This window comes from Halomonas alkalicola, from assembly GCF_030704205.1.
GTDB classification, from domain to species: domain Bacteria; phylum Pseudomonadota; class Gammaproteobacteria; order Pseudomonadales; family Halomonadaceae; genus Halomonas; species Halomonas alkalicola.
Map to the genome: position 1 here is coordinate 800,297 of NZ_CP131913.1, position 16,713 is coordinate 817,009.

Annotated in this window: 15 protein-coding genes; 3 read left to right on the forward strand and 12 right to left on the reverse strand. The window is 70.0% G+C overall.

All coding sequences use genetic code 11. The features are described 5' to 3' along the window. Positions 1 to 27 precede the first annotated feature (27 nt). A complete protein-coding gene (locus B6N23_RS03845; RefSeq protein ID WP_305502043.1) occupies positions 28 to 2,304 on the reverse strand; it encodes a DNA internalization-related competence protein ComEC/Rec2 in 2,277 nt (758 codons plus the stop codon). 135 nt (positions 2,305 to 2,439) lie between these two features. Here B6N23_RS03845 and B6N23_RS03850 point away from each other — a divergent pair, with 135 nt between their 5' ends. After that, complete coding sequence (locus tag B6N23_RS03850) at positions 2,440 to 2,982, forward strand: DUF2062 domain-containing protein (protein WP_305502045.1); 543 nt, start codon at positions 2,440 to 2,442, stop codon at positions 2,980 to 2,982. A 116-nt stretch (positions 2,983 to 3,098) separates the two neighbouring features. Here the strand turns inward: B6N23_RS03850 and B6N23_RS03855 are convergent, their stop codons facing one another. The 4 genes from B6N23_RS03855 to B6N23_RS03870 form a co-directional block, all read right to left on the reverse strand. Beyond that, entirely contained in the window at positions 3,099 to 3,836 is a 738-nt protein-coding gene (locus B6N23_RS03855) for an ABC transporter ATP-binding protein (protein ID WP_249322287.1), read from the reverse strand. A 7-nt stretch (positions 3,837 to 3,843) separates the two neighbouring features. After that, the gene (locus B6N23_RS03860) at positions 3,844 to 5,085 is read right to left on the reverse strand and encodes a lipoprotein-releasing ABC transporter permease subunit (RefSeq protein WP_305502048.1); all 1,242 of its coding nucleotides are present in this window, start codon (positions 5,083 to 5,085) and stop codon (positions 3,844 to 3,846) included. Between the two features lie 97 nt (positions 5,086 to 5,182). Next, the gene (locus B6N23_RS03865; protein ID WP_305502050.1) at positions 5,183 to 7,444 is read right to left on the reverse strand and encodes an EAL domain-containing protein; all 2,262 of its coding nucleotides are present in this window, start codon (positions 7,442 to 7,444) and stop codon (positions 5,183 to 5,185) included. Continuing rightward, entirely contained in the window at positions 7,441 to 8,241 is an 801-nt protein-coding gene (locus tag B6N23_RS03870) for a hypothetical protein (protein WP_305502053.1), read from the reverse strand. The genes B6N23_RS03865 and B6N23_RS03870 overlap by 4 nt, the downstream gene beginning before the upstream one ends. Before the next feature lie 164 nt (positions 8,242 to 8,405). Here B6N23_RS03870 and B6N23_RS03875 point away from each other — a divergent pair, with 164 nt between their 5' ends. Both B6N23_RS03875 and B6N23_RS03880 read left to right on the forward strand, forming a co-directional pair. Continuing rightward, on the forward strand, positions 8,406 to 9,449 hold the full coding sequence (locus B6N23_RS03875) for an agmatine deiminase family protein (RefSeq protein WP_305502055.1): 1,044 nt from the start codon (positions 8,406 to 8,408) through the stop codon (positions 9,447 to 9,449). Positions 9,450 to 9,627: 178 nt separating this feature from the next. Next, positions 9,628 to 10,530, forward strand: a complete 903-nt coding sequence (locus B6N23_RS03880) for a carbon-nitrogen hydrolase (RefSeq protein WP_305502057.1) — start codon at positions 9,628 to 9,630, stop codon at positions 10,528 to 10,530. A 173-nt stretch (positions 10,531 to 10,703) separates the two neighbouring features. Here the strand turns inward: B6N23_RS03880 and B6N23_RS03885 are convergent, their stop codons facing one another. From B6N23_RS03885 to B6N23_RS03915, 7 genes are all read right to left on the reverse strand, one after another. Next, positions 10,704 to 11,948: a uracil-xanthine permease family protein gene (locus tag B6N23_RS03885; RefSeq protein WP_305502059.1), complete on the reverse strand. Its 1,245-nt coding sequence runs from the start codon at positions 11,946 to 11,948 to the stop codon at positions 10,704 to 10,706. A gap of 65 nt (positions 11,949 to 12,013) precedes the next feature. After that, entirely contained in the window at positions 12,014 to 12,643 is a 630-nt protein-coding gene (gene upp, locus B6N23_RS03890; protein WP_119022969.1) for a uracil phosphoribosyltransferase, read from the reverse strand. A gap of 117 nt (positions 12,644 to 12,760) precedes the next feature. Continuing rightward, a complete protein-coding gene (ung, locus tag B6N23_RS03895; protein ID WP_302142040.1) occupies positions 12,761 to 13,444 on the reverse strand; it encodes a uracil-DNA glycosylase in 684 nt (227 codons plus the stop codon). A gap of 18 nt (positions 13,445 to 13,462) precedes the next feature. Beyond that, entirely contained in the window at positions 13,463 to 13,942 is a 480-nt protein-coding gene (gene gpt, locus B6N23_RS03900; RefSeq protein WP_302142039.1) for a xanthine phosphoribosyltransferase, read from the reverse strand. Between the two features lie 4 nt (positions 13,943 to 13,946). Continuing rightward, positions 13,947 to 14,492 (reverse strand): adenine phosphoribosyltransferase, encoded by a 546-nt coding sequence (locus tag B6N23_RS03905; protein ID WP_169957965.1) that lies wholly within the window; start codon positions 14,490 to 14,492, stop codon positions 13,947 to 13,949. 42 nt (positions 14,493 to 14,534) lie between these two features. Beyond that, entirely contained in the window at positions 14,535 to 15,836 is a 1,302-nt protein-coding gene (locus B6N23_RS03910) for an NCS2 family permease (protein WP_305502064.1), read from the reverse strand. 227 nt (positions 15,837 to 16,063) lie between these two features. After that, on the reverse strand, positions 16,064 to 16,693 hold the full coding sequence (locus tag B6N23_RS03915; protein WP_305502066.1) for a riboflavin synthase subunit alpha: 630 nt from the start codon (positions 16,691 to 16,693) through the stop codon (positions 16,064 to 16,066). Positions 16,694 to 16,713 lie beyond the last annotated feature (20 nt).

Here is a 16,713-nt window from a genome sequence, read left to right on the forward strand (position 1 = left end):
GATGCCCCGTGAACCGTGATCCCGAACTCAGGGCGATTCTAACGCAAGGCAGTCGGCTCCGACACCGCCCCGCCGCCAGGGCAGTGGCCGTGTGCTCTCGACGACCCGACCCGCCTCGCCCCCCAGCCGGAACGTCAGCGCGCCATCCAGCGCCGTGCTCCACTGGCAGCTGCCGGCGCCGCGGAAGCGCCTGACCACCTCGTCGTGGGGATGGCCGAAGGCGTTGCGCCGCCCGGCGCTGTAGACCACCTGACGCGGGGTGAGCCACTGCACCAGCTGAGGCCCGGAGCTGGTCTGGCTGCCGTGGTGGCCGGCCACCAGCAGGGTCACCGGCGCCTCGGCCTCGAGCAGGAAGGCGCGCTCCACCCGGCGCCCCACGTCGCCGGTGATCAGCAAGCGCTGCCCGCCCACGCTCGCCTCCAGCACGCAGGAGCGGTCATTGCTGGAGAGCGCGGCGGTCTCCTCCGGCGGCCACAGGAAACGGAAGCGCACGCCGTCCCGCTCCCAGCTGTCGCCGCGCCGGCAGGCGGCGAAGGGAACGCCGATCTCCTCGCCAGGCGGCGCCAGGAAGCGCCCCACGCGATGGCGCTCCGCCAGCAGCGCCACCCCGCCGGCATGATCGATGTCATCGTGGCTGACGATCACCTCGTCGAAGCGCTGACCCGGCGGCCACAGCACGCTGACCGGGACGAACCCCGAGGCGAAGCGTGGCCCCGCATCATAGAGCGCCCGATAGCCGGCGGTGCGCAGCTCCACCAGCTGCCCCTGGCCCACGTCCAGCACGCGCACCTCCAGCTGGCCGGGGGGGATGCCCGCCGGCGCAAGGCTCAGCGCCACTGCGGCCAGCGCCAGGCTGCCCGTGGCGCGCAGCGGGGCCGCAAGCCCGGGCAGCACCCAGAGCAGCGCCATCAGCCCCAGGCAGAGCGCCAGGGGCGTCACCAGGGCCGGCTCGGGGAGCCACAGCGGCAACCAGGCCACGGCGGCCTCCAGGCCTCGGGCCAGGGCCTCGCTCAGGTGCGCGAAGAGCCACCAGCAGAGCGCGGAGAGCGGCGGCAGCGGCGCCAGCAGCCAGCCGAGCAGCCCCAGCGGCACCAGCAGGCTGCTGACCACGGGCACCGCCACCAGGTTGACCAGCGGTGCGGCCGGGGCCAGCCGCGCGAAGGCCAGCAGCACCGCCGCCGCCATCAGCGGCGCCAGCAGCAGTTGGGTCCTGACCAGCGCCCACAGCCAGCCGCGCACGCCACGGGGACGCGGCCGGCCCTGCCAGGCCAGGATCAGCAGCGCCACCGCCAGGAAGGAGAGCCAGAGCCCCGGGCGCCAGGCGCTCAGCGGGTCGATGGCCAGCACCACGGCCAGCGCCAGCCACCACCCCTGCCAGGGCCCCGGGGCGTGGCGCCCGCTGGCGACCCACAGCCCCACCAGCGCCATCACCAGAGCGCGCAGCGCCGGGGGCTCCAGACCGGCGAGGGTCGCATAGCCCGCCGCCGCGACGCCGGCCATCCACCAGGGCCACACCGCCAGGCGCCATCCCCCCGGGGTCGCCAACCGCGCGGCTCCCCGGCCCAGCAGCAGGGCAAACCCCGCAACCAGCCCCACATGCAGCCCGGAGATCACCATCAGGTGGGTGGTGCCGCTGGCGTTGAGCAGGGCCCAGTCATCGGCCGTCAACCGATCGCCGGCGCCCAGGGTCAGGGCCGCCAGCCAGCGCTCGGCGCGAGGCGGCAGCGCCCGGCCCTCCAGATGCGTGAGGGCATGTTCGCGCAGGCCGGGCGCGGACTCGGCCAACCGCTGCGGCGGCGGCTCATGGCGCACATAGCCGGTGGCCTGGATTCCCTCGCGCCACAGCCAGGCCTCGTAGTCAAAGGTGTGGGGATTGGCGAATCCCGCCGGCGGACGCAGCCGCACGGTGAGCGCCCAGTGCTCGCCGGGCTGCAGGGGGGGCGCCTCGAAGGCGCTCAGGCGCACGCGTCGCAGGCGTTCGCAGGCGGGGCGCGCCGCGGCAAGCGGGCGGCAATCGCTCACCGCCAGGGTGAGGCGGGTCAGCCGCTCCTCCTCCGTCACCTCCACCAGCCGCCCCTGGATGGCGAGATCCTCGCGCAGCAGCCCATCGGGCAGGACCGCCCCGCGTGCCAGCAGTACGGCGGCCGTCACGCCGACCAGTGCCGCCAGAGGCAGCCAGTCGGCCGGTCGCCGCCTGGCCAGCGCGCCCAGGGCGAGGAGTCCCAGCCCCTCGAGCAGCCCCGGCGGCGGCTGGCTGCCCAGTCCCAGGCCGGCGAGCACGGCCAGGGCCAGGAGGATGGCCATTCCAGGTCGCATTCCCTTGCTCCGGATGGGTGCATGTCTGCCCGTGCCCCGCGCCTTGCGTGGAAGCGCAGTCATGGCAAAGGCAGGCCCTTGTATGGATAATAGCTCGCGTCACGATGCCGCGAGCCCGACGACATGCCGCGCCGCTTTCTCCAGCGCTACATGCCCCACCCCGAGACACTCAGGCGCCAGCGCTCGCTGCGTTTCATGAGTCACCTGATCGGCAACCCCGCCCTGTGGGTGCTGAGTCGTCGCAGTGTGGCCAACGCCTTTTCGGTGGGCCTGTTCAGCGCCATGCTGCCGATTCCCTTCCAGATGGTGGTGGCTGCCTTCGGCGCCTGGCTGGCGCGCGCCAACCTGCCCCTCTCCGTGGGCCTGGTGTGGATCACCAACCCTCTGACCATGCCGGTGATCTTCTACGCCAACTACCGCCTCGGCGCCTGGCTGATGAACACGCCGGCCCGGGAGGTGCCCGAACGCCTCTCCACCCGCTGGATCGCCGAACAGATGGCCGATATCCTGCCCGCCCTGGCGGTGGGCTCGGTGGTCACCGCCGTCGTCCTGGCGCTGCTCGGCAACCTAGTGATCCGGCTGATCTGGCGTTGGCAGGTCTCGCGCAGCTGGAAGGCCCGGCGGCGCCGGCGGCGCAAGGCGCCCTGCGACAAGGACCTGCGCTGAGGCGCCGCTGCTCCTTTCCTGTCGCTGCCCTATCGACTGCCCCTACGCGAACGGCCGGCCCCCTTGGGGCCGGCCGTTCGCGGTTGCCGGACGATGGCGGCGCCTCGCCTGCGGGCTCACTCCACCGGGGTGGGCCGCGGCTGCTCGCTCAGGCGCCCCTCGTCCAGGCGCATGACCCGGTCCTGATGGGCCGCCAGCCCCGGGTCGTGGGTCACGATCACGAAGGCGCAGGCGGAGGTGCGCGCCAGCTCATCCATCAGCGCCAGGATGCTCGCCGCGGTGTGCTGGTCCAGGTTGCCGGTGGGCTCGTCCATCAGCACCAGGCTCGGGTCGGTGACCAGGGCCCGGGCAATGGCCACCCGCTGGCGCTCGCCGCCGGAGAGTTCACCCGGCTTGTGGTCGGCGCGGGCGGCCATGCCGACCCGCTCCAGCAGCTGGCGGGCGCGCGCCTCGGCGACCTTCTTGCGCTGCCCGCGCACGATCAGCGGCAGCGCGGCGTTCTCCAGGGCGGTGAACTCGGCCAGCAGGTGGTGGAACTGGTAGACGAAGCCGATATGGCGGTTGCGGAAGTGGCCGAGGGCCGCGTCGCCCAGCGCCAGCAGCGACTCGCCGGCGATGCGCACCTCACCGCGGGTGGGCTGGTCCAGGCCGCCCAGCAGGTTGAGCAGGGTGGTCTTGCCGGAGCCGGAGCTGCCGACGATGGCGACCCGCTCGCCGGCGTGCACGGTGAGCTCGAGGCCGTCCAACACGGTGACGTCCTGGGGACCCTCGTGGTAGATGCGGGTCAGGTCGCGGCACTCCAGCATCGGCGCCCCCGGCGCCGTGGCGGCGCCCTGCTCGGCAGTGGCTTGCATGGTCGTCTCACTCATAGCGCAGCACCTCGGCCGGCTGGACCTTGGCCGCCCGCCAGGCCGGATAGAGGGTGGAAAGGAAGGTCAGGCCCAGGGCCGCGGCGACGATGTCGCGCACGTCCGTCCAGTCGAGGCGCGACGGCAGGTTGCTGATGAAGTAGACCCCCGCGTCGAGGAACTGGATGCCGAACAGGCTCTCGACCCCGTCGATGATGTCGGAGATGGTCAGCGCCAGCAGCACCCCGAGCGCCACCCCGACCAGGATGCCGATCACCCCGATGGCCAGCCCCTGGACGATGAAGATACCCATGATCGAGCGCGGCGTGGCGCCGATGGTGCGCAGGATGGCGATGTCGGCGTGCTTGTCGGTGACCACCATCACCAGGGTGGAGACGATGTTGAAGGCCGCCACGGCGATGATCACCGTCAGCAGCAGCGCGATCATGCGCTTCTCCATCTGGATCGCCTGGAAGAGGTTGCCGTGGGAGAAGGTCCAGTCGATGCCGCGGTAGCCCGGCCCCAGCTCGTTGACGATGCTGCGGGTCTCGGCGGCGGCCAGGAAGAGGTCGTCGAGCTCCAGGCGCAGGCCGCCCACGGCGTCACCGAGGCGCGCCAGGGTCTGCATGTCCTCGATATTGGCGTAGGCCAGCGCGGCATCCAGGTCGGCACCGACGCTGAACACCCCGCTCACCGTGAAGCGCTTGAGTCTCGGGAAGACCCCGGCCGGAGTGATCGAGGCCTCGGGCACCAGCAGGGTCACGGTATCACCCACGCCGACCCCCAGCCGCCTGGCCAGGATGGAGCCCAGCACGATGTTCCACTCGCCGGGCTGCAGGTCGTCGAGCCCGCCCTGCTGCATGTGCCGACCGATGATCGAGACGCGGTCCTCCCAATCGGGGTGGATGCCGTTGACCATGGCGCCCTCGTTGCGGCCGCCCACCGAGAACATGCCCTGCTGCTCCACGAAGGGGGCGGCGCCGATCACCCGCTCGCGCTCCATCAGCTGGGCGGCCAGGGACTCCCACTCCACCATGCCGGTACGCGATTCGATCTTGGTGTGCGGCACCATGCCGAGGATGCGGGTGCGCAGCTCGTGGTCGAAGCCGTTCATCACCGAGAGCACCAGGATCAGCACCGCCACGCCCAGCATCAGGCCCAGCATGGAGGTCAGCGTGATGAAGGAGATGAAGTGGTTGCGGCGCTTGGCGCGCACGTAGCGCAGCCCAATCAGGAATGGCAGACGGTCAAGCATGGAGGCGTTCCTTGTCAGCGGGCACCCATGGTACGGCTTTTTGGACGCCGCTGCACCGGGGCGGCGGCGCCTTGCCGCGGATTTGCACGACTCCCGCTCAGGCCAGACGAGGCTCGGTGATCGGCTGCGCCTCGGGCATGCCGATGCAGGCGCCCTGGGCATGGTCGATGCCCAGCTCGCGCACCCGCGCCAGCACCTCGGGGCTATGCACGAACTCCGCCACCGTCTCGATGCCCAGCTCCCGGGCGAAGCGCACGATGCCACGGGTCAGGGTCAGCGCCTGGGGGTCGCTGTCCAGATGGCGGATCAGGCTGCCGTCGATCTTGAGCAGGTCCACGTCGAGGCGCAGCAGGTGCTCGAAGTTGGCGTAGCCGGTGCCGAAGTCGTCGATGGCGATGCGCCCCCCCAGCGCACGGGCACGGGCGATGGCGTCGCTGACCGCCACATAGCTGTCGATGCTGTGCGACTCGAGGATCTCGAGGATGAGCCGGCTGCCCAGGCCGCTCTCGGCTACCCGAGCGAGCAGCGGCTCGCTCACCTCGGGATCCACCAGGTCCTCGGCGGAGAGGTTCAGCGAGAAGGAGTGGTCGCCCTGCGCCATGGCCGAGAGACAGCACTCGAGCATGGTCAGGGTCAGGCGCCGGTGCAGCCGGCTGCGCCGCGCCACCTCCAGGAACTGGGCGGGGCTCACCGCCTCGCCCTGCTCGTCGATCAGGCGCATCAGACACTCGTGCTTGATGATCCGGCCGCTGGCAAGCTCGAGGATCGGCTGGAAGTAGGCGACGATGCGCCCCTCCTCCAGGGCGGCGGAGAGGCGGTTGGCCCAGGCCAGGTTCTGCTCGTAGCCCTCCCGCACCCGCTTGGCGGGGTCATAGAGGCCGCTGCCCGTCTGCTGCTCGCGGGCCTGGCGCAGCGCCATCCCGGCGGCGGAGATCAGCGCCTCGCGTCCCTCGTCCGCGAGCTGCCAGGTGGCGGCCAGCCCCAGGGTGGCGTGCAGCGCCAGCTCCTGCCCCCGCCAGGTCAGGCGCGAGGTCCCCACCGCCACCTGCAGGGCCGCGAGCCGTCGCGCCAGCGCCTCGTGCGAGAAGCGGCCTGGCAGCCAGATCGCCTGCTCGTCGGCAGGCATGCGGTAGAGCCGGCTGCCGCGCCACTCCACCCCCTGCAGCTCGGCGGCGAGGCATGACACCATGTGGCGGATCACCTGGTCGCCGCAGGCCTGGCCGAAGACGCCGTTGAACTGCTTGAAGCCGTCGACGTTGACCAGCACCAGGGCACCCGGCTTGTGCCCTTCCAGGTCGGCCAGCAGCCGGGCCCGGTTGGGCAGGCCGGTCAGGGGGTCGGTATAGAGGGTGCGCAGCTGACGCAGCATGCCGGCCACCAGCAGCAGGATGACCAGCGCCAGCAGCAGCACCCCCGCCCCCACCGTGGCCATGATGCGAAGGTTGGCCTGGCGCATCGGGGTGAGCACCGCGTCGATCTCGGCCTGGGGCACGCCGATACCGAACACCATGCCGGCCCGGGTGGTGGCATGCAGCAGGACCCAGGCCTCCCCCTGCAGGGCCAGGGGGCTCAGGGTCATCTCGGGACTGGTCTCGCGGTGCAGCTGCTGGTCGATGACCGCCTCGATCAGCGGCTGGGCGCGGGCCTGGTCCTCGGCCCGGGCCAGGCTCGAGAGGTTGCGGTTCTCGCGGTCGACCAGGAAGGTGAAGGCGCGCGGCGTCAGTTCCACCTCGCTGATCAGGCCGATGATGTCCCCGGCCACCCAGTCGCTGGCCGCCATGCCGAGCACGCGCCCCTCGGCGTCGCGCACCGGGGCGCTGGCGCTGATCACCACGTCGTCGATGCGTTCCTTGAAGTAGGCGGCGGTCCAGTGCATGGGCGTCGCCCCCTCGCGCCAGGCGTCGAGCCGCCGGGCCAGCCAGTCGGCCGCTTCCCAGCCCGGCTCCAGGGGAGCGACCCGCAGCTCGCCTCCCCGACGCCAGGCGTGCATGCCCAGCGGCGGCGTCACGCCGGCGAGCCACAGGGTGACCCCCTGGGCATCGGGAAAGTCGGTCAGTGCCTGGCGCAGGGCCTCCTCGGCCGCTGCTGCCCCCCCGCCCAGCTCGATCAACAGCTGGCCGACCCGCGCCAGGTCCTGGGTGTTCTGCTCCATGCGCCGATGGTGGGCGTTGATGCGCCCCAGGTTGGCCTCGAAGCTCTCGTGAATCTGGCGCTCACGCAGTTCGGCCAGGGAGGATTCGGCCATGCGCAGGTTCAGCCCCGAGAGCAGCCACATGCCGCCGAGGAAGAGCGCCACCAGCAGAGCCAGCAGCAGCATGATGACGTGGCGCCCGCCCAGTCCGAGGGCGGGCGGCTTCATCGGGCGGCCTCGGCGGTCTCGTCACCACCGGCCCGGGAGAGCTGCTCCAGGCGGGCCGCCGCGGCTTCATCGCCACCGTCGGCGGCGCGCTGCAACCAGCCCAGCGCCTCCTCGCGCTCCCCCGCCAGCTCCGCCAGACTGCCCATATGGTGCTGGGCCCTGGTATCCCCCTGCTCCGCCGGCGCGGCACAGGCCTCGCGGGCCTGCTGGAGGTTGCGAATGGTGAAGTAGAGGTAGCAGTCGCTGGCGCCGCGGCGTGCCATGGCCTGCGCCTCGCGGCGCGACTCGGACTCATCCTCAAGGGATTCGGAGGCGGGGGGCGAGGCGGCGGCCAGGCGCGCTTCCTCCTCGCGGACCCTGGCATGGAAGGCGTTCACATCGGCGGGGCAGGAGTGGAGATAGCCGCGGCGGTAACGCGCGAGGGTCTCCCGATTCGCGGGACGCTCGGCGTACTCCTCGGCGATGGCCGCACAGCGGCGGTCACGTTCACGGGACAGGACCACCAGGCTCTCGGCGAGCCGAGGCTCCCCGGCGTTCGCCTCGAGGAAGTCCGTGAGCGGGTCGATCCAGGGCTGCGCCAGCAGCGCCTCGACCTCGGCCTCCTGCGCCGCCAGGTCGTCGTCATCCCGGGAAAAGCGATCGGCCAGGCGCTCCCGCTGGGCGCCGATGGCCTCCCCGGTACGTGACAGCCACTCACCCGAGGAGGTGACGATGGCATCGCCCGAGGGCAGCGCGGCACAGCCGCCGAGCAGCAGCGCCATGGCCAGGGGAAAGAGGGGGCGAGTCAACGGGCGCATGGGGCTCCTCGGCGGGCCGGCAATCTGCAATGCTCCAAGAATATCATCGATGCGCACCACCGACCGAGACCAACCCTCTCACGGTCGCCACTTGCATCGCCGTGCATTGATGCCTACATTCGCGACCTGACCCACCGATCCACCCAGCGGGGCTTTCTCTGACCATGGCCAAACGCCTGCTTCCCGAATGGCACCCTCAGGATGCCGTCCAGCTCACCTGGCCCGGCCCCGAGAGCGACTGGGCGCCGCTGCTCGAGCGCATCGAGGCCACCCTGGAGGCCATGGTGGTCGCCATCGCCCGCTATCAGGCCGTGCTGATCAGCGTGCCCGACACCGCCACCCGCACCCACCTGGCCGGCCGCTTCGCAAGCCTCGGCGTGCCGGAGGAGCGAGTGACCCTGGTGGTGGCGCCCGCCGACGACACCTGGGCCCGGGACCATGGCCCGCTGGCCGTGGAGGATAACGGCGAGCTGCGCCTGCATGACTACGTCTTCACCGGCTGGGGCGGCAAGTTTCCCGCCGCCCGGGACAATACCCTGACCCGGCGGCTGCTTGATGCCGGCGTCTACGCCTGCCCGGTCAGCGAGCGCGGCCTGGTGCTGGAGGGTGGGGCGCTGGAGAGCGACGGTGCCGCCACCCTGCTCACCACCGAGGCGTGCCTGCTCAATCCCAACCGCAACCCCGGCCTCGACCGAGCGGCGGTGGAGGCCTGGCTGCACGAGGACTTCGGGGTGACCCGGGTGCTGTGGCTGGCCCATGGCCACCTGGAAGGGGACGACACCGACAGCCACGTGGACACCCTGGCGCGCTTCTGCGACCCGGCCACCGTCGCCTACGTGCGCTGCGACGACGAGAGCGACCCCCACTACCCGGCGCTGGCCGCCATGGAGGCGGAGCTCAAGGCCCTGCGCCGCCGGGACGGCGAGCCCTACCGGCTGGTGCCGCTGCCCTGGCCGAGCCCCTGCTTCGACCCGGTCGACGGCCACCGCCTGCCGGCCACCTACGCCAACTTCCTGATCATCAACGGTGCGGTGCTGGTGCCCACCTACGGCGACGCCGCCGACACCCGGGCGCTGACCGCCCTGGCCGGCGCCTTCCCGGGGCGCGACATCATTCCCATCGACTGCCTGAGCGTGATCCGCCAGCACGGCAGCCTGCACTGCCTGACCATGCAGCTGCCCCAGGGCAGCCTGGCCAGCCGGGCCTGAAGGAAATTGAAACCACGAGATTAGGGGCGCTGGGGACAAGCCGAAGAGGAGGTCCTACGCCAGGGATGGCGTCGGTAGCGTACAGGGAAGTATTCACAGCGCCTCCGGAAGGCCGGCCCCGCTCACAGGCTTGTCGCCAGACAAGCCCCGAGAAAATGAATAAAGAGGAGAGTCGATCATGCCCCGCCAACTGAAGGTCGGCCTGGTCCAGCAGCCCGCCTGGCCCGACAAGGCCAGGAGCCTCGCCGAGAGCGAGGCCGGCATCCGCGAGCTGGCCGCCGCCGGCGCCGAGCTGGTGATGCTCCAGGAGCTGCACGCCACCCACTACTTCTGCCAGTACGAGGACACCGAGCTCTTCGACCTGGCCGAGCCCCTGGACGGCCCCACCGGCACCCGCCTGGCGGCGCTCGCCGCCGAGCTCGATATCGTGCTGGTGGGCTCGCTGTTCGAGCGCCGCGCGCCGGGGCTCTACCACAACACCGCCGTGGTCTACGACCGCAAGCACGGTGCCGTGGGCCACTACCGCAAGATGCATATCCCCGACGATCCGGGCTTCTATGAGAAGTTCTACTTCACCCCGGGCGACGCCGACGACGCCCGCGGCCAGGGCTTCCACCCCATCGACACCTCGGTGGGCCGGCTCGGCCTGCTGGTGTGCTGGGACCAGTGGTACCCGGAGGCGGCGCGCCTGATGGCGCTGGCCGGGGCGGAGCTTTTGCTCTACCCCACCGCCATCGGCTGGGACCCCGCCGATGACGACGCCGAGAAGTCCCGCCAGAAGGACGCCTGGACGCTGATCCAGCGCAGCCACGCGGTGGCCAACGGCGTGCCGGTGATCGTCGCCAACCGGGTCGGCCACGAGCCAGATCACTCCGGGGTCGGCCGCGGCATCGACTTCTGGGGCGGCAGCTTCATCGCCGGCCCCCAGGGGGAGCTGCTGGCCCACGGCGGCGTCAACGCCGAGCGCCTGCTGGTGACCCTGGACATGGAGCGCGGCGAGGACGTGCGCCGGATCTGGCCGTATCTGAGAGACCGCCGCATCGACGCCTACGGCGATCTGACCCGGCGCTACCGCGACTGAGACTGGTGCCGTCAGCAAGCCAGAGGGCGCCGGGGGCAGGCCGAAGAGGAGGTCCGAGGACCAGGGACGGCCGAGGTAGCGTACAGGGAAGTATTTACAGCGCCTCCTCGACGGTCCGGCGCCCCGGGGCCTGCCGCCGGTAAAGCCCGACGACAGACCGGCGGACTTGCCGCCTACTCGTCCTCTTCGGCGCGCGGCAGCACCCAGTTGAGCACGATGCCCACCAGGGCGGCCAGGCTGACCCCCTGCAGGGTGAACTGGCCGCCGCCGAACTGCATGCCGCCGATGCCGAAGACCAGGATCAGCGAGACCACCACCAGGTTGCGCGGCGCGGTCAGCGAGTGGCCGGCGCGCACCAGGGTGTTCATGCCCACCACGGCGATGGAGCCGAACAGCAGGGTCATGATGCCGCCCATCACCGGGCCCGGGATGGTCTGCAGCAGGGCGCCGAGCTTGGCCACGAAGGCCAGGCCGATGGCGAGACAGGCCGCCACCACCATGTATTTCGGGTTGAAGGCCCGGGTCAGGGTCACCGCGCCGGTCACCTCGGAATAGGTGGTGTTGGGCGGGCCGCCGAACAGCGCCGCGGTGGTGGTAGCCAGGCCGTCACCCAGCAGGGTGCGATGCAGGCCCGGCTTCTCCAGGTAGTTCTTCCGCGTCACCGAGCCGATGGCCACCATGTCGCCGATATGCTCCACCGCCGGCGCAATGGCCACCGGGATCATGAAGAGGATCGCCGCCCAGTGGAAGCTCGGCGCGGTGAACGCCGGGATCGATAGCCAGGCCGCCTCGCGCACCGGCGTGAAGTCCACCATGCCCATCGCAAGCGCCAGCACATAGCCGGTGACGATGCCGCCCATGATCGGGATCAGGCGGATCAGGCCGCGGCCGAACACCGCCAGCACCAGCGTCACCAGCAGGCTGGTCATGGAGAGGAAGATCGCCGGGGCATAGCCGATGTTGTCGCTGGTCTCGCCGGTGGCCATGCTGACCGCCACCGGCGCCAGCGCCAGGCCGATCACCATGATCACCGGCCCCACCACCACGGCCGGCAGCAGCCGATGCAGCCAGGCGGTGCCCTTGAGGCGCACGGCCTGGGAGATCGCCACGTAGACCAGGCCCGCGGCCATCAGGCCGCCCATGGTGGCCGGGATGCCGAAGTTGACCACCGAGCCCTGGATGGGAGCGATGAAGGCGAACGACGAGGCCAGGAAGACCGGCACGGTGACCCGGGTCACGCCGTGGAACACCAGGGTCCCCACGCCGGCGGTGAAGAGCGCCACGCTGGGGTCAAGCCCAGTGAGCAGCGGCACCAGTACCAGGGCGCCGAAGGCCACGAAGAGCATCTGCGCCCCGGTGAGCAGGGTACGGGGCAGCGATTCGGCCGCGGGGTGGGCGGCCGCTGAGGTGTCAGTCATGACAGTTCTCCGAAAAAACGCCCCTGGCGCGAGGGCTCAGGGGCGCGATGGCGATGGGAAAGGACTCAGCGGGTACCGAAGATCTTGTCGCCGGCATCACCCAGGCCGGGCACGATATAGCCGTGCTCATCGAGACGCTCGTCGACGCCGGCGGTGTAGATCTCGATGTCCGGGTAGGCGTCCTGGACCCGCTTGATCCCTTCGGGCGCCGCCACCAGCACGATCACCTTCATCTGCTTGCAGCCGCGCTCGCGCAGCATGTCCAGGGTCGCCACCATGGTGCCCCCGGTGGCCAGCATGGGATCGATGACGATGGCCAGGCGCTCGTCGAGGTCGTTCGCGAACTTGGCGAAATAGGGCACCGGCTCGAGGGTCTCCTCGTCTCGGTAGAGTCCCACCACGCTGATCCTGGCGCTGGGGATCAGGTCGGTGACGCCGTCGAGCATGCCGAGGCCGGCGCGCAGGATCGGCACGATGGTGACCTTCTTGCCCTTGAGCAGGTTCACGGGGATCTTGTTGCCGCTCCAGCCGTCGATCTCCTGAACCTCGAGCTCGAGATCCTTGGTCGCCTCGTAGGTGAGCAGCTTGGCCAGCTCGCCGGCCAGCTCACGGAAACTCTTGGTGCTGATGCCGGCTTCACGCATCAGACCCAACTTGTGCTGGACCAGGGGGTGCTGGATGGCATGGACGCTCATGGGCGGAACCTCTTCACTCTTCGGGGCGGCGGGAGACGATACCGACCTTGGTCGCATGGACCCGGCCGGTAAATTGACGGCCATTCTACCCGCATCCCGCCTCGAGGTGTAGGCGGCTCAGGGCACCTCGGGCAGCTGCCAGTCGATGGGGGTGCGCCCGTGCTCGACCAGGAAAGCGTTGGCCCGGGAGAAGTGGTGGTTGCCGAAGAAGCCGCGATGGGCGGAGAGCGGCGAGGGGTGCGGCGACTCCAGCACCAGGTGCCGGCTGGCATCGATCAGCGCCCTCTTCTGGCGGGCGTGGCTGCCCCACAGCAGGAACACCGTGGGCTCGCCGTGCTCGCTGACCGTGGCGATGGCGCGGTCGGTGAAGGTCTCCCAGCCGCGCCCGCGGTGGGAGCCGGCATTGCCCTCCTCCACGGTCAGCGAGGTGTTGAGCAGCAGCACCCCCTGGCGCGCCCAGTGCTCCAGGTGGCCGTGGGCCACCGGGCGGAAGCCGACGTCGGTGGCCAGCTCCTTGTAGATGTTGGCCAGCGACGGCGGAATGCGCACCCCCGGCTTCACCGAGAAGCACAGGCCATGGGCCTGGCCGGGGCCGTGGTAGGGGTCCTGGCCGAGGATCACCACCTTCACGGACGGCAGGGGCGTGAGCTCGAAGGCCCGGAACCAGTCGACGGAGTGGGGATAGATCACCTTCCTGGCCGCCTTCTCGGCGGCCAGGAAGTCGCGAAGCGACTGCATGTAGGGCGCCTGGAACTCCTCGCCCAGCCACTGCTGCCAGCTATCGGGAAGCGGTGCCGCCATCCCTGCCCTCCTCGCGTCTCAGCGCTTGACCTGGTCGACCAGCGGCTCGACGTAGGCCACGCCCATGTCCCAGGGAAACTGGATCCAGCAGTCCTGCGCCACCTCGGTGAGGTACTGATCCACCAGCGGACGCCCCTCCGGCTTGGCATAGACGGTGACGAAGTGCGCCTTCGGCAGCAGCTCGCGCACCTTGCGGGCGGTCTTGCCGGTGTCCACCAGGTCGTCGACCAGCAGCCAGCCGTCGCCGTCATGGTCGACGCCCTTCATGACGTCGAGGCCGCCCTGGTCCATATGGTCGTAGCTCTTGATGCAGACGGTATCGATCAGGCGGACGTTGAGCTCACGAGCGATCAGGGCCGCAGGGATCAGCCCGCCGCGGGTGATGGCGACGATGCCCTTGAAGTCGCGCTCCACCAGCTGGTGGCAGAGCTCGCGGACATCGCGATGCAGCTGGTCCCAGGAGACGGTGAAGTGCTTGTGGTAGCGGTTGCTGCTCATGAGGTCACTCGTCCTCGGTGAAGGAACAGACGGCGAAGACGTTGAAGCCCGCCTCGCGGATGCGCGCAGAGCCGCCGAGATCCGGCAGGTCGACGATGGTGGCGGTCTCCACCACCTGGCCGCCGCTGCGGGTGATCAGCTTGGCGGCGGCCAGCATGGTACCGCCGGTGGCGATGAGGTCATCGACGATCAGGATGCGATCGCCCTGCTTGAAGGCGTCGGAGTGGAGCTCCACCTCGGCCTCGCCGTACTCCAGGGTGTAGGTCTCACTGATGGTACGGAACGGCAGCTTGCCCTTCTTGCGCACCGGCACGAAGCTGCAGCCGAGCTCGTAGGCCAACGGCGCCCCGACGATGAAGCCGCGGGCGTCGATGGCGGCGACGGCATCGATCTCCATCTCCTGGTAGCGGTGCACGAAGCTGTCGACCAGCTTGCGAAAGGCCGCGCTGTTCTGCAGCAGCGGCGTGATGTCGCGGAAGTTGACCCCCGGCTGCGGCCAGTCGGGGACGGTGCGGATGACGGACTTGATGTAGTCGCCGTAGATGCTCATCGATACGGGTCTCGGTGAGTGGGTGCAATCGGTGGTCGAGGATCAGTCGAGGAACAGGAACTTCAGCGCGAACAGCAGCGCCAGCACGACTACCGCCGGATTGAGGTCCTTGAAGCGCCCGGAGAGCGCCTTGATCGCCGCATAGCTGATGAAGCCCAGGGCGATGCCCTCGGCGATCGAGAAGGTCAGCGGCATGGCCAGGGCGGCGATCAGCACCGGCGCGGCGTCGGTGGGATCCTCCCAGTTGGCGTGGGCCAGGCTGCCGGCCATCAGCACCGCCACGTAGAGCAGCGCGCCGGCGGTGGCGTAGGCCGGAATGGAGCCCGCCAGCGGGGCGAAGAAGAGGCTGATCAGGAACAGCGCGGCGACCACCACGGCGGTCAGGCCGGTACGCCCGCCGGAGGCGATGCCCGCGGTGGACTCGATGTAGCTGGTGGTGGTGGAGGTGCCAAGCACCGCACCGGCCATGGAGGCGCCGCTGTCGGCCATCATGGCGCGACCGAGGCGCGGCAGCTTGCCGTCCTTGTCGAGCAGCTTGCCGCGATGGGCCACGCCCACCAGGGTGCCGGAGGTGTCGAAGAGGTCGACGAACAGGAAGGCGAAGATCACGCTGAGCATGGCGATGTCCAGCGCGCCCCACAGGTCCAGCGCCATGAAGGTGGGCGCGATGGAGGGCGGCATGGACATGATGCCGCCGTACTCGTTGTGGCCGAGCAGCATGGCCATCACGGTGATGCCGAGGATGCCGATCATCACCGCCCCGGTGACCTTCAGGTAGGCCAGGGCGGTGATCACGAAGAAGCCCAGCAGCGCATAGATGGCCGCCGGCTGGGAGAGATCCCCCAGGGCGACATAGGTGGCCGGGTTGGAGACCACGATGCCGGCGTTCTTCAGCGCGATCATCGCCAGGAAGAGGCCGATACCGGCGGCGATGCCCAGGCGCAGGGAGAGCGGGATCGAGTGGATGATCCACTCGCGCACCTTGAAGATGCTGAGCAGGAAGAAGCAGAGGCCGGAGAAGAAGACCGCGCCGAGCGCCGCCTCCCAGGTGTAGCCCATGCCCAGCACCACCCCGTAGGTGAAGAAGGCATTGAGGCCCATGCCCGGCGCCTGGGCGATGGGATAGTTGGCCCACAGCCCCATGATCAGACAGCCGATGGCCGCGGCCAGGCAGGTGGCGACGAAGACCGCGCCATAGTCCATGCCCGCCTCGGAGAGGATGCTGGGGTTGACGAAGATGATGTAGGCCATGGTCAGGAAGGTGGTGATCCCGGCGATGACCTCGGTCTTCACGTTGGTGTTGTGCTCGGACAGCTTGAACTGCTTGTCGATCAGGCTCTTCATGAGGCTCATTCCTGCGCGCGTGGACGTTGCGACGGTCCCTGGGGGGCGAGAAGGGTCACGAGAAAAGCGGCCTATGGTACTCGCATCCCCGACGGGATGCGAGAGACCGGAAGGCCGCTGATTCAGACTCTTCACACTGCTCGTCACACTGTATAAGCAAAGGCCGGGCCAGGCGCCAGCCGCGCCGCCAACGCAGACTTGACGAAGTGGTCAATCACCCGCCGCGTTCAGATGCCGCGGGCCGCCAGCACCCGCTCCACGGTCTCGACGATGGCCTGGGTCTGGGGGTCGATCTCGATGTTGACGCGGTCACCCGGCACCCGGTCCACCAGGGTGGTGCGGGCCAGGGTCTCGGGGATCAGGTTGACGCAGAAGCGCGGGCCGTGGGCGGCGGTGGCCGGGCGCACCTCGCCGATGGTCAGGCTCGCACCATCGACGCCGATGTAGCCCTTGTCGAACAGGAACCGCCCCAGGGCGTGGGGCAGCTCGAACCACAGGCGACGATTGTTGGGTGCCTCATCGAGCTCCACCAGTTCGGCCACCGCCATCACGTGGCCGGACATCGAGTGCCCGCCGATCTCGTCGCCGAAGCGGGCGGCGCGCTCGATATTGACGCTGTCGCCGACCGCCAGTGCACCAAGGTTGGTCACGCGCAGCGTCTCGCGCATCAGGTCGAAGCTGATCCGCTCTCCGTCGATGGCGGTCACCGTCAGGCAGACCCCGTTGTGGGCCACCGAGGCACCGATCTCGAGCCCCTGGCGCAGCGCCTCGGGCAGGGCGATGACATGGGTGCGGAACTGATCTGCCTCTTCAATGGCGACCACCTCGGCGGTGCCCTGCACGATACCAGTGAACATGGCGTCTCCTCGACTGGGAT

Excerpts from the sequence above, each read along its gene's own strand:
- B6N23_RS03875 (WP_305502055.1), top strand. The coding sequence starts at position 8,406 with ATGGCCAAACGCCTGCTTCCCGAATGGCACCCTCAGGATGCCGTCCAG.
- B6N23_RS03885 (WP_305502059.1), bottom strand. The coding sequence starts at position 11,948 with ATGACTGACACCTCAGCGGCCGCCCACCCCGCGGCCGAATCGCTGCCC.
- B6N23_RS03850 (WP_305502045.1), top strand. The coding sequence starts at position 2,440 with ATGCCGCGCCGCTTTCTCCAGCGCTACATGCCCCACCCCGAGACACTC.
- ung (WP_302142040.1), bottom strand. The coding sequence starts at position 13,444 with ATGGCGGCACCGCTTCCCGATAGCTGGCAGCAGTGGCTGGGCGAGGAG.
- B6N23_RS03915 (WP_305502066.1), bottom strand. The coding sequence starts at position 16,693 with ATGTTCACTGGTATCGTGCAGGGCACCGCCGAGGTGGTCGCCATTGAA.
- B6N23_RS03845 (WP_305502043.1), bottom strand. The coding sequence starts at position 2,304 with ATGGCCATCCTCCTGGCCCTGGCCGTGCTCGCCGGCCTGGGACTGGGC.
- B6N23_RS03870 (WP_305502053.1), bottom strand. The coding sequence starts at position 8,241 with ATGCGCCCGTTGACTCGCCCCCTCTTTCCCCTGGCCATGGCGCTGCTG.
- B6N23_RS03865 (WP_305502050.1), bottom strand. The coding sequence starts at position 7,444 with ATGAAGCCGCCCGCCCTCGGACTGGGCGGGCGCCACGTCATCATGCTG.
- B6N23_RS03860 (WP_305502048.1), bottom strand. The coding sequence starts at position 5,085 with ATGCTTGACCGTCTGCCATTCCTGATTGGGCTGCGCTACGTGCGCGCC.
- B6N23_RS03855 (WP_249322287.1), bottom strand. The coding sequence starts at position 3,836 with ATGCAAGCCACTGCCGAGCAGGGCGCCGCCACGGCGCCGGGGGCGCCG.
- upp (WP_119022969.1), bottom strand. The coding sequence starts at position 12,643 with ATGAGCGTCCATGCCATCCAGCACCCCCTGGTCCAGCACAAGTTGGGT.
- B6N23_RS03910 (WP_305502064.1), bottom strand. The coding sequence starts at position 15,836 with ATGAAGAGCCTGATCGACAAGCAGTTCAAGCTGTCCGAGCACAACACC.
- B6N23_RS03880 (WP_305502057.1), top strand. The coding sequence starts at position 9,628 with ATGCCCCGCCAACTGAAGGTCGGCCTGGTCCAGCAGCCCGCCTGGCCC.
- B6N23_RS03905 (WP_169957965.1), bottom strand. The coding sequence starts at position 14,492 with ATGAGCATCTACGGCGACTACATCAAGTCCGTCATCCGCACCGTCCCC.
- gpt (WP_302142039.1), bottom strand. The coding sequence starts at position 13,942 with ATGAGCAGCAACCGCTACCACAAGCACTTCACCGTCTCCTGGGACCAG.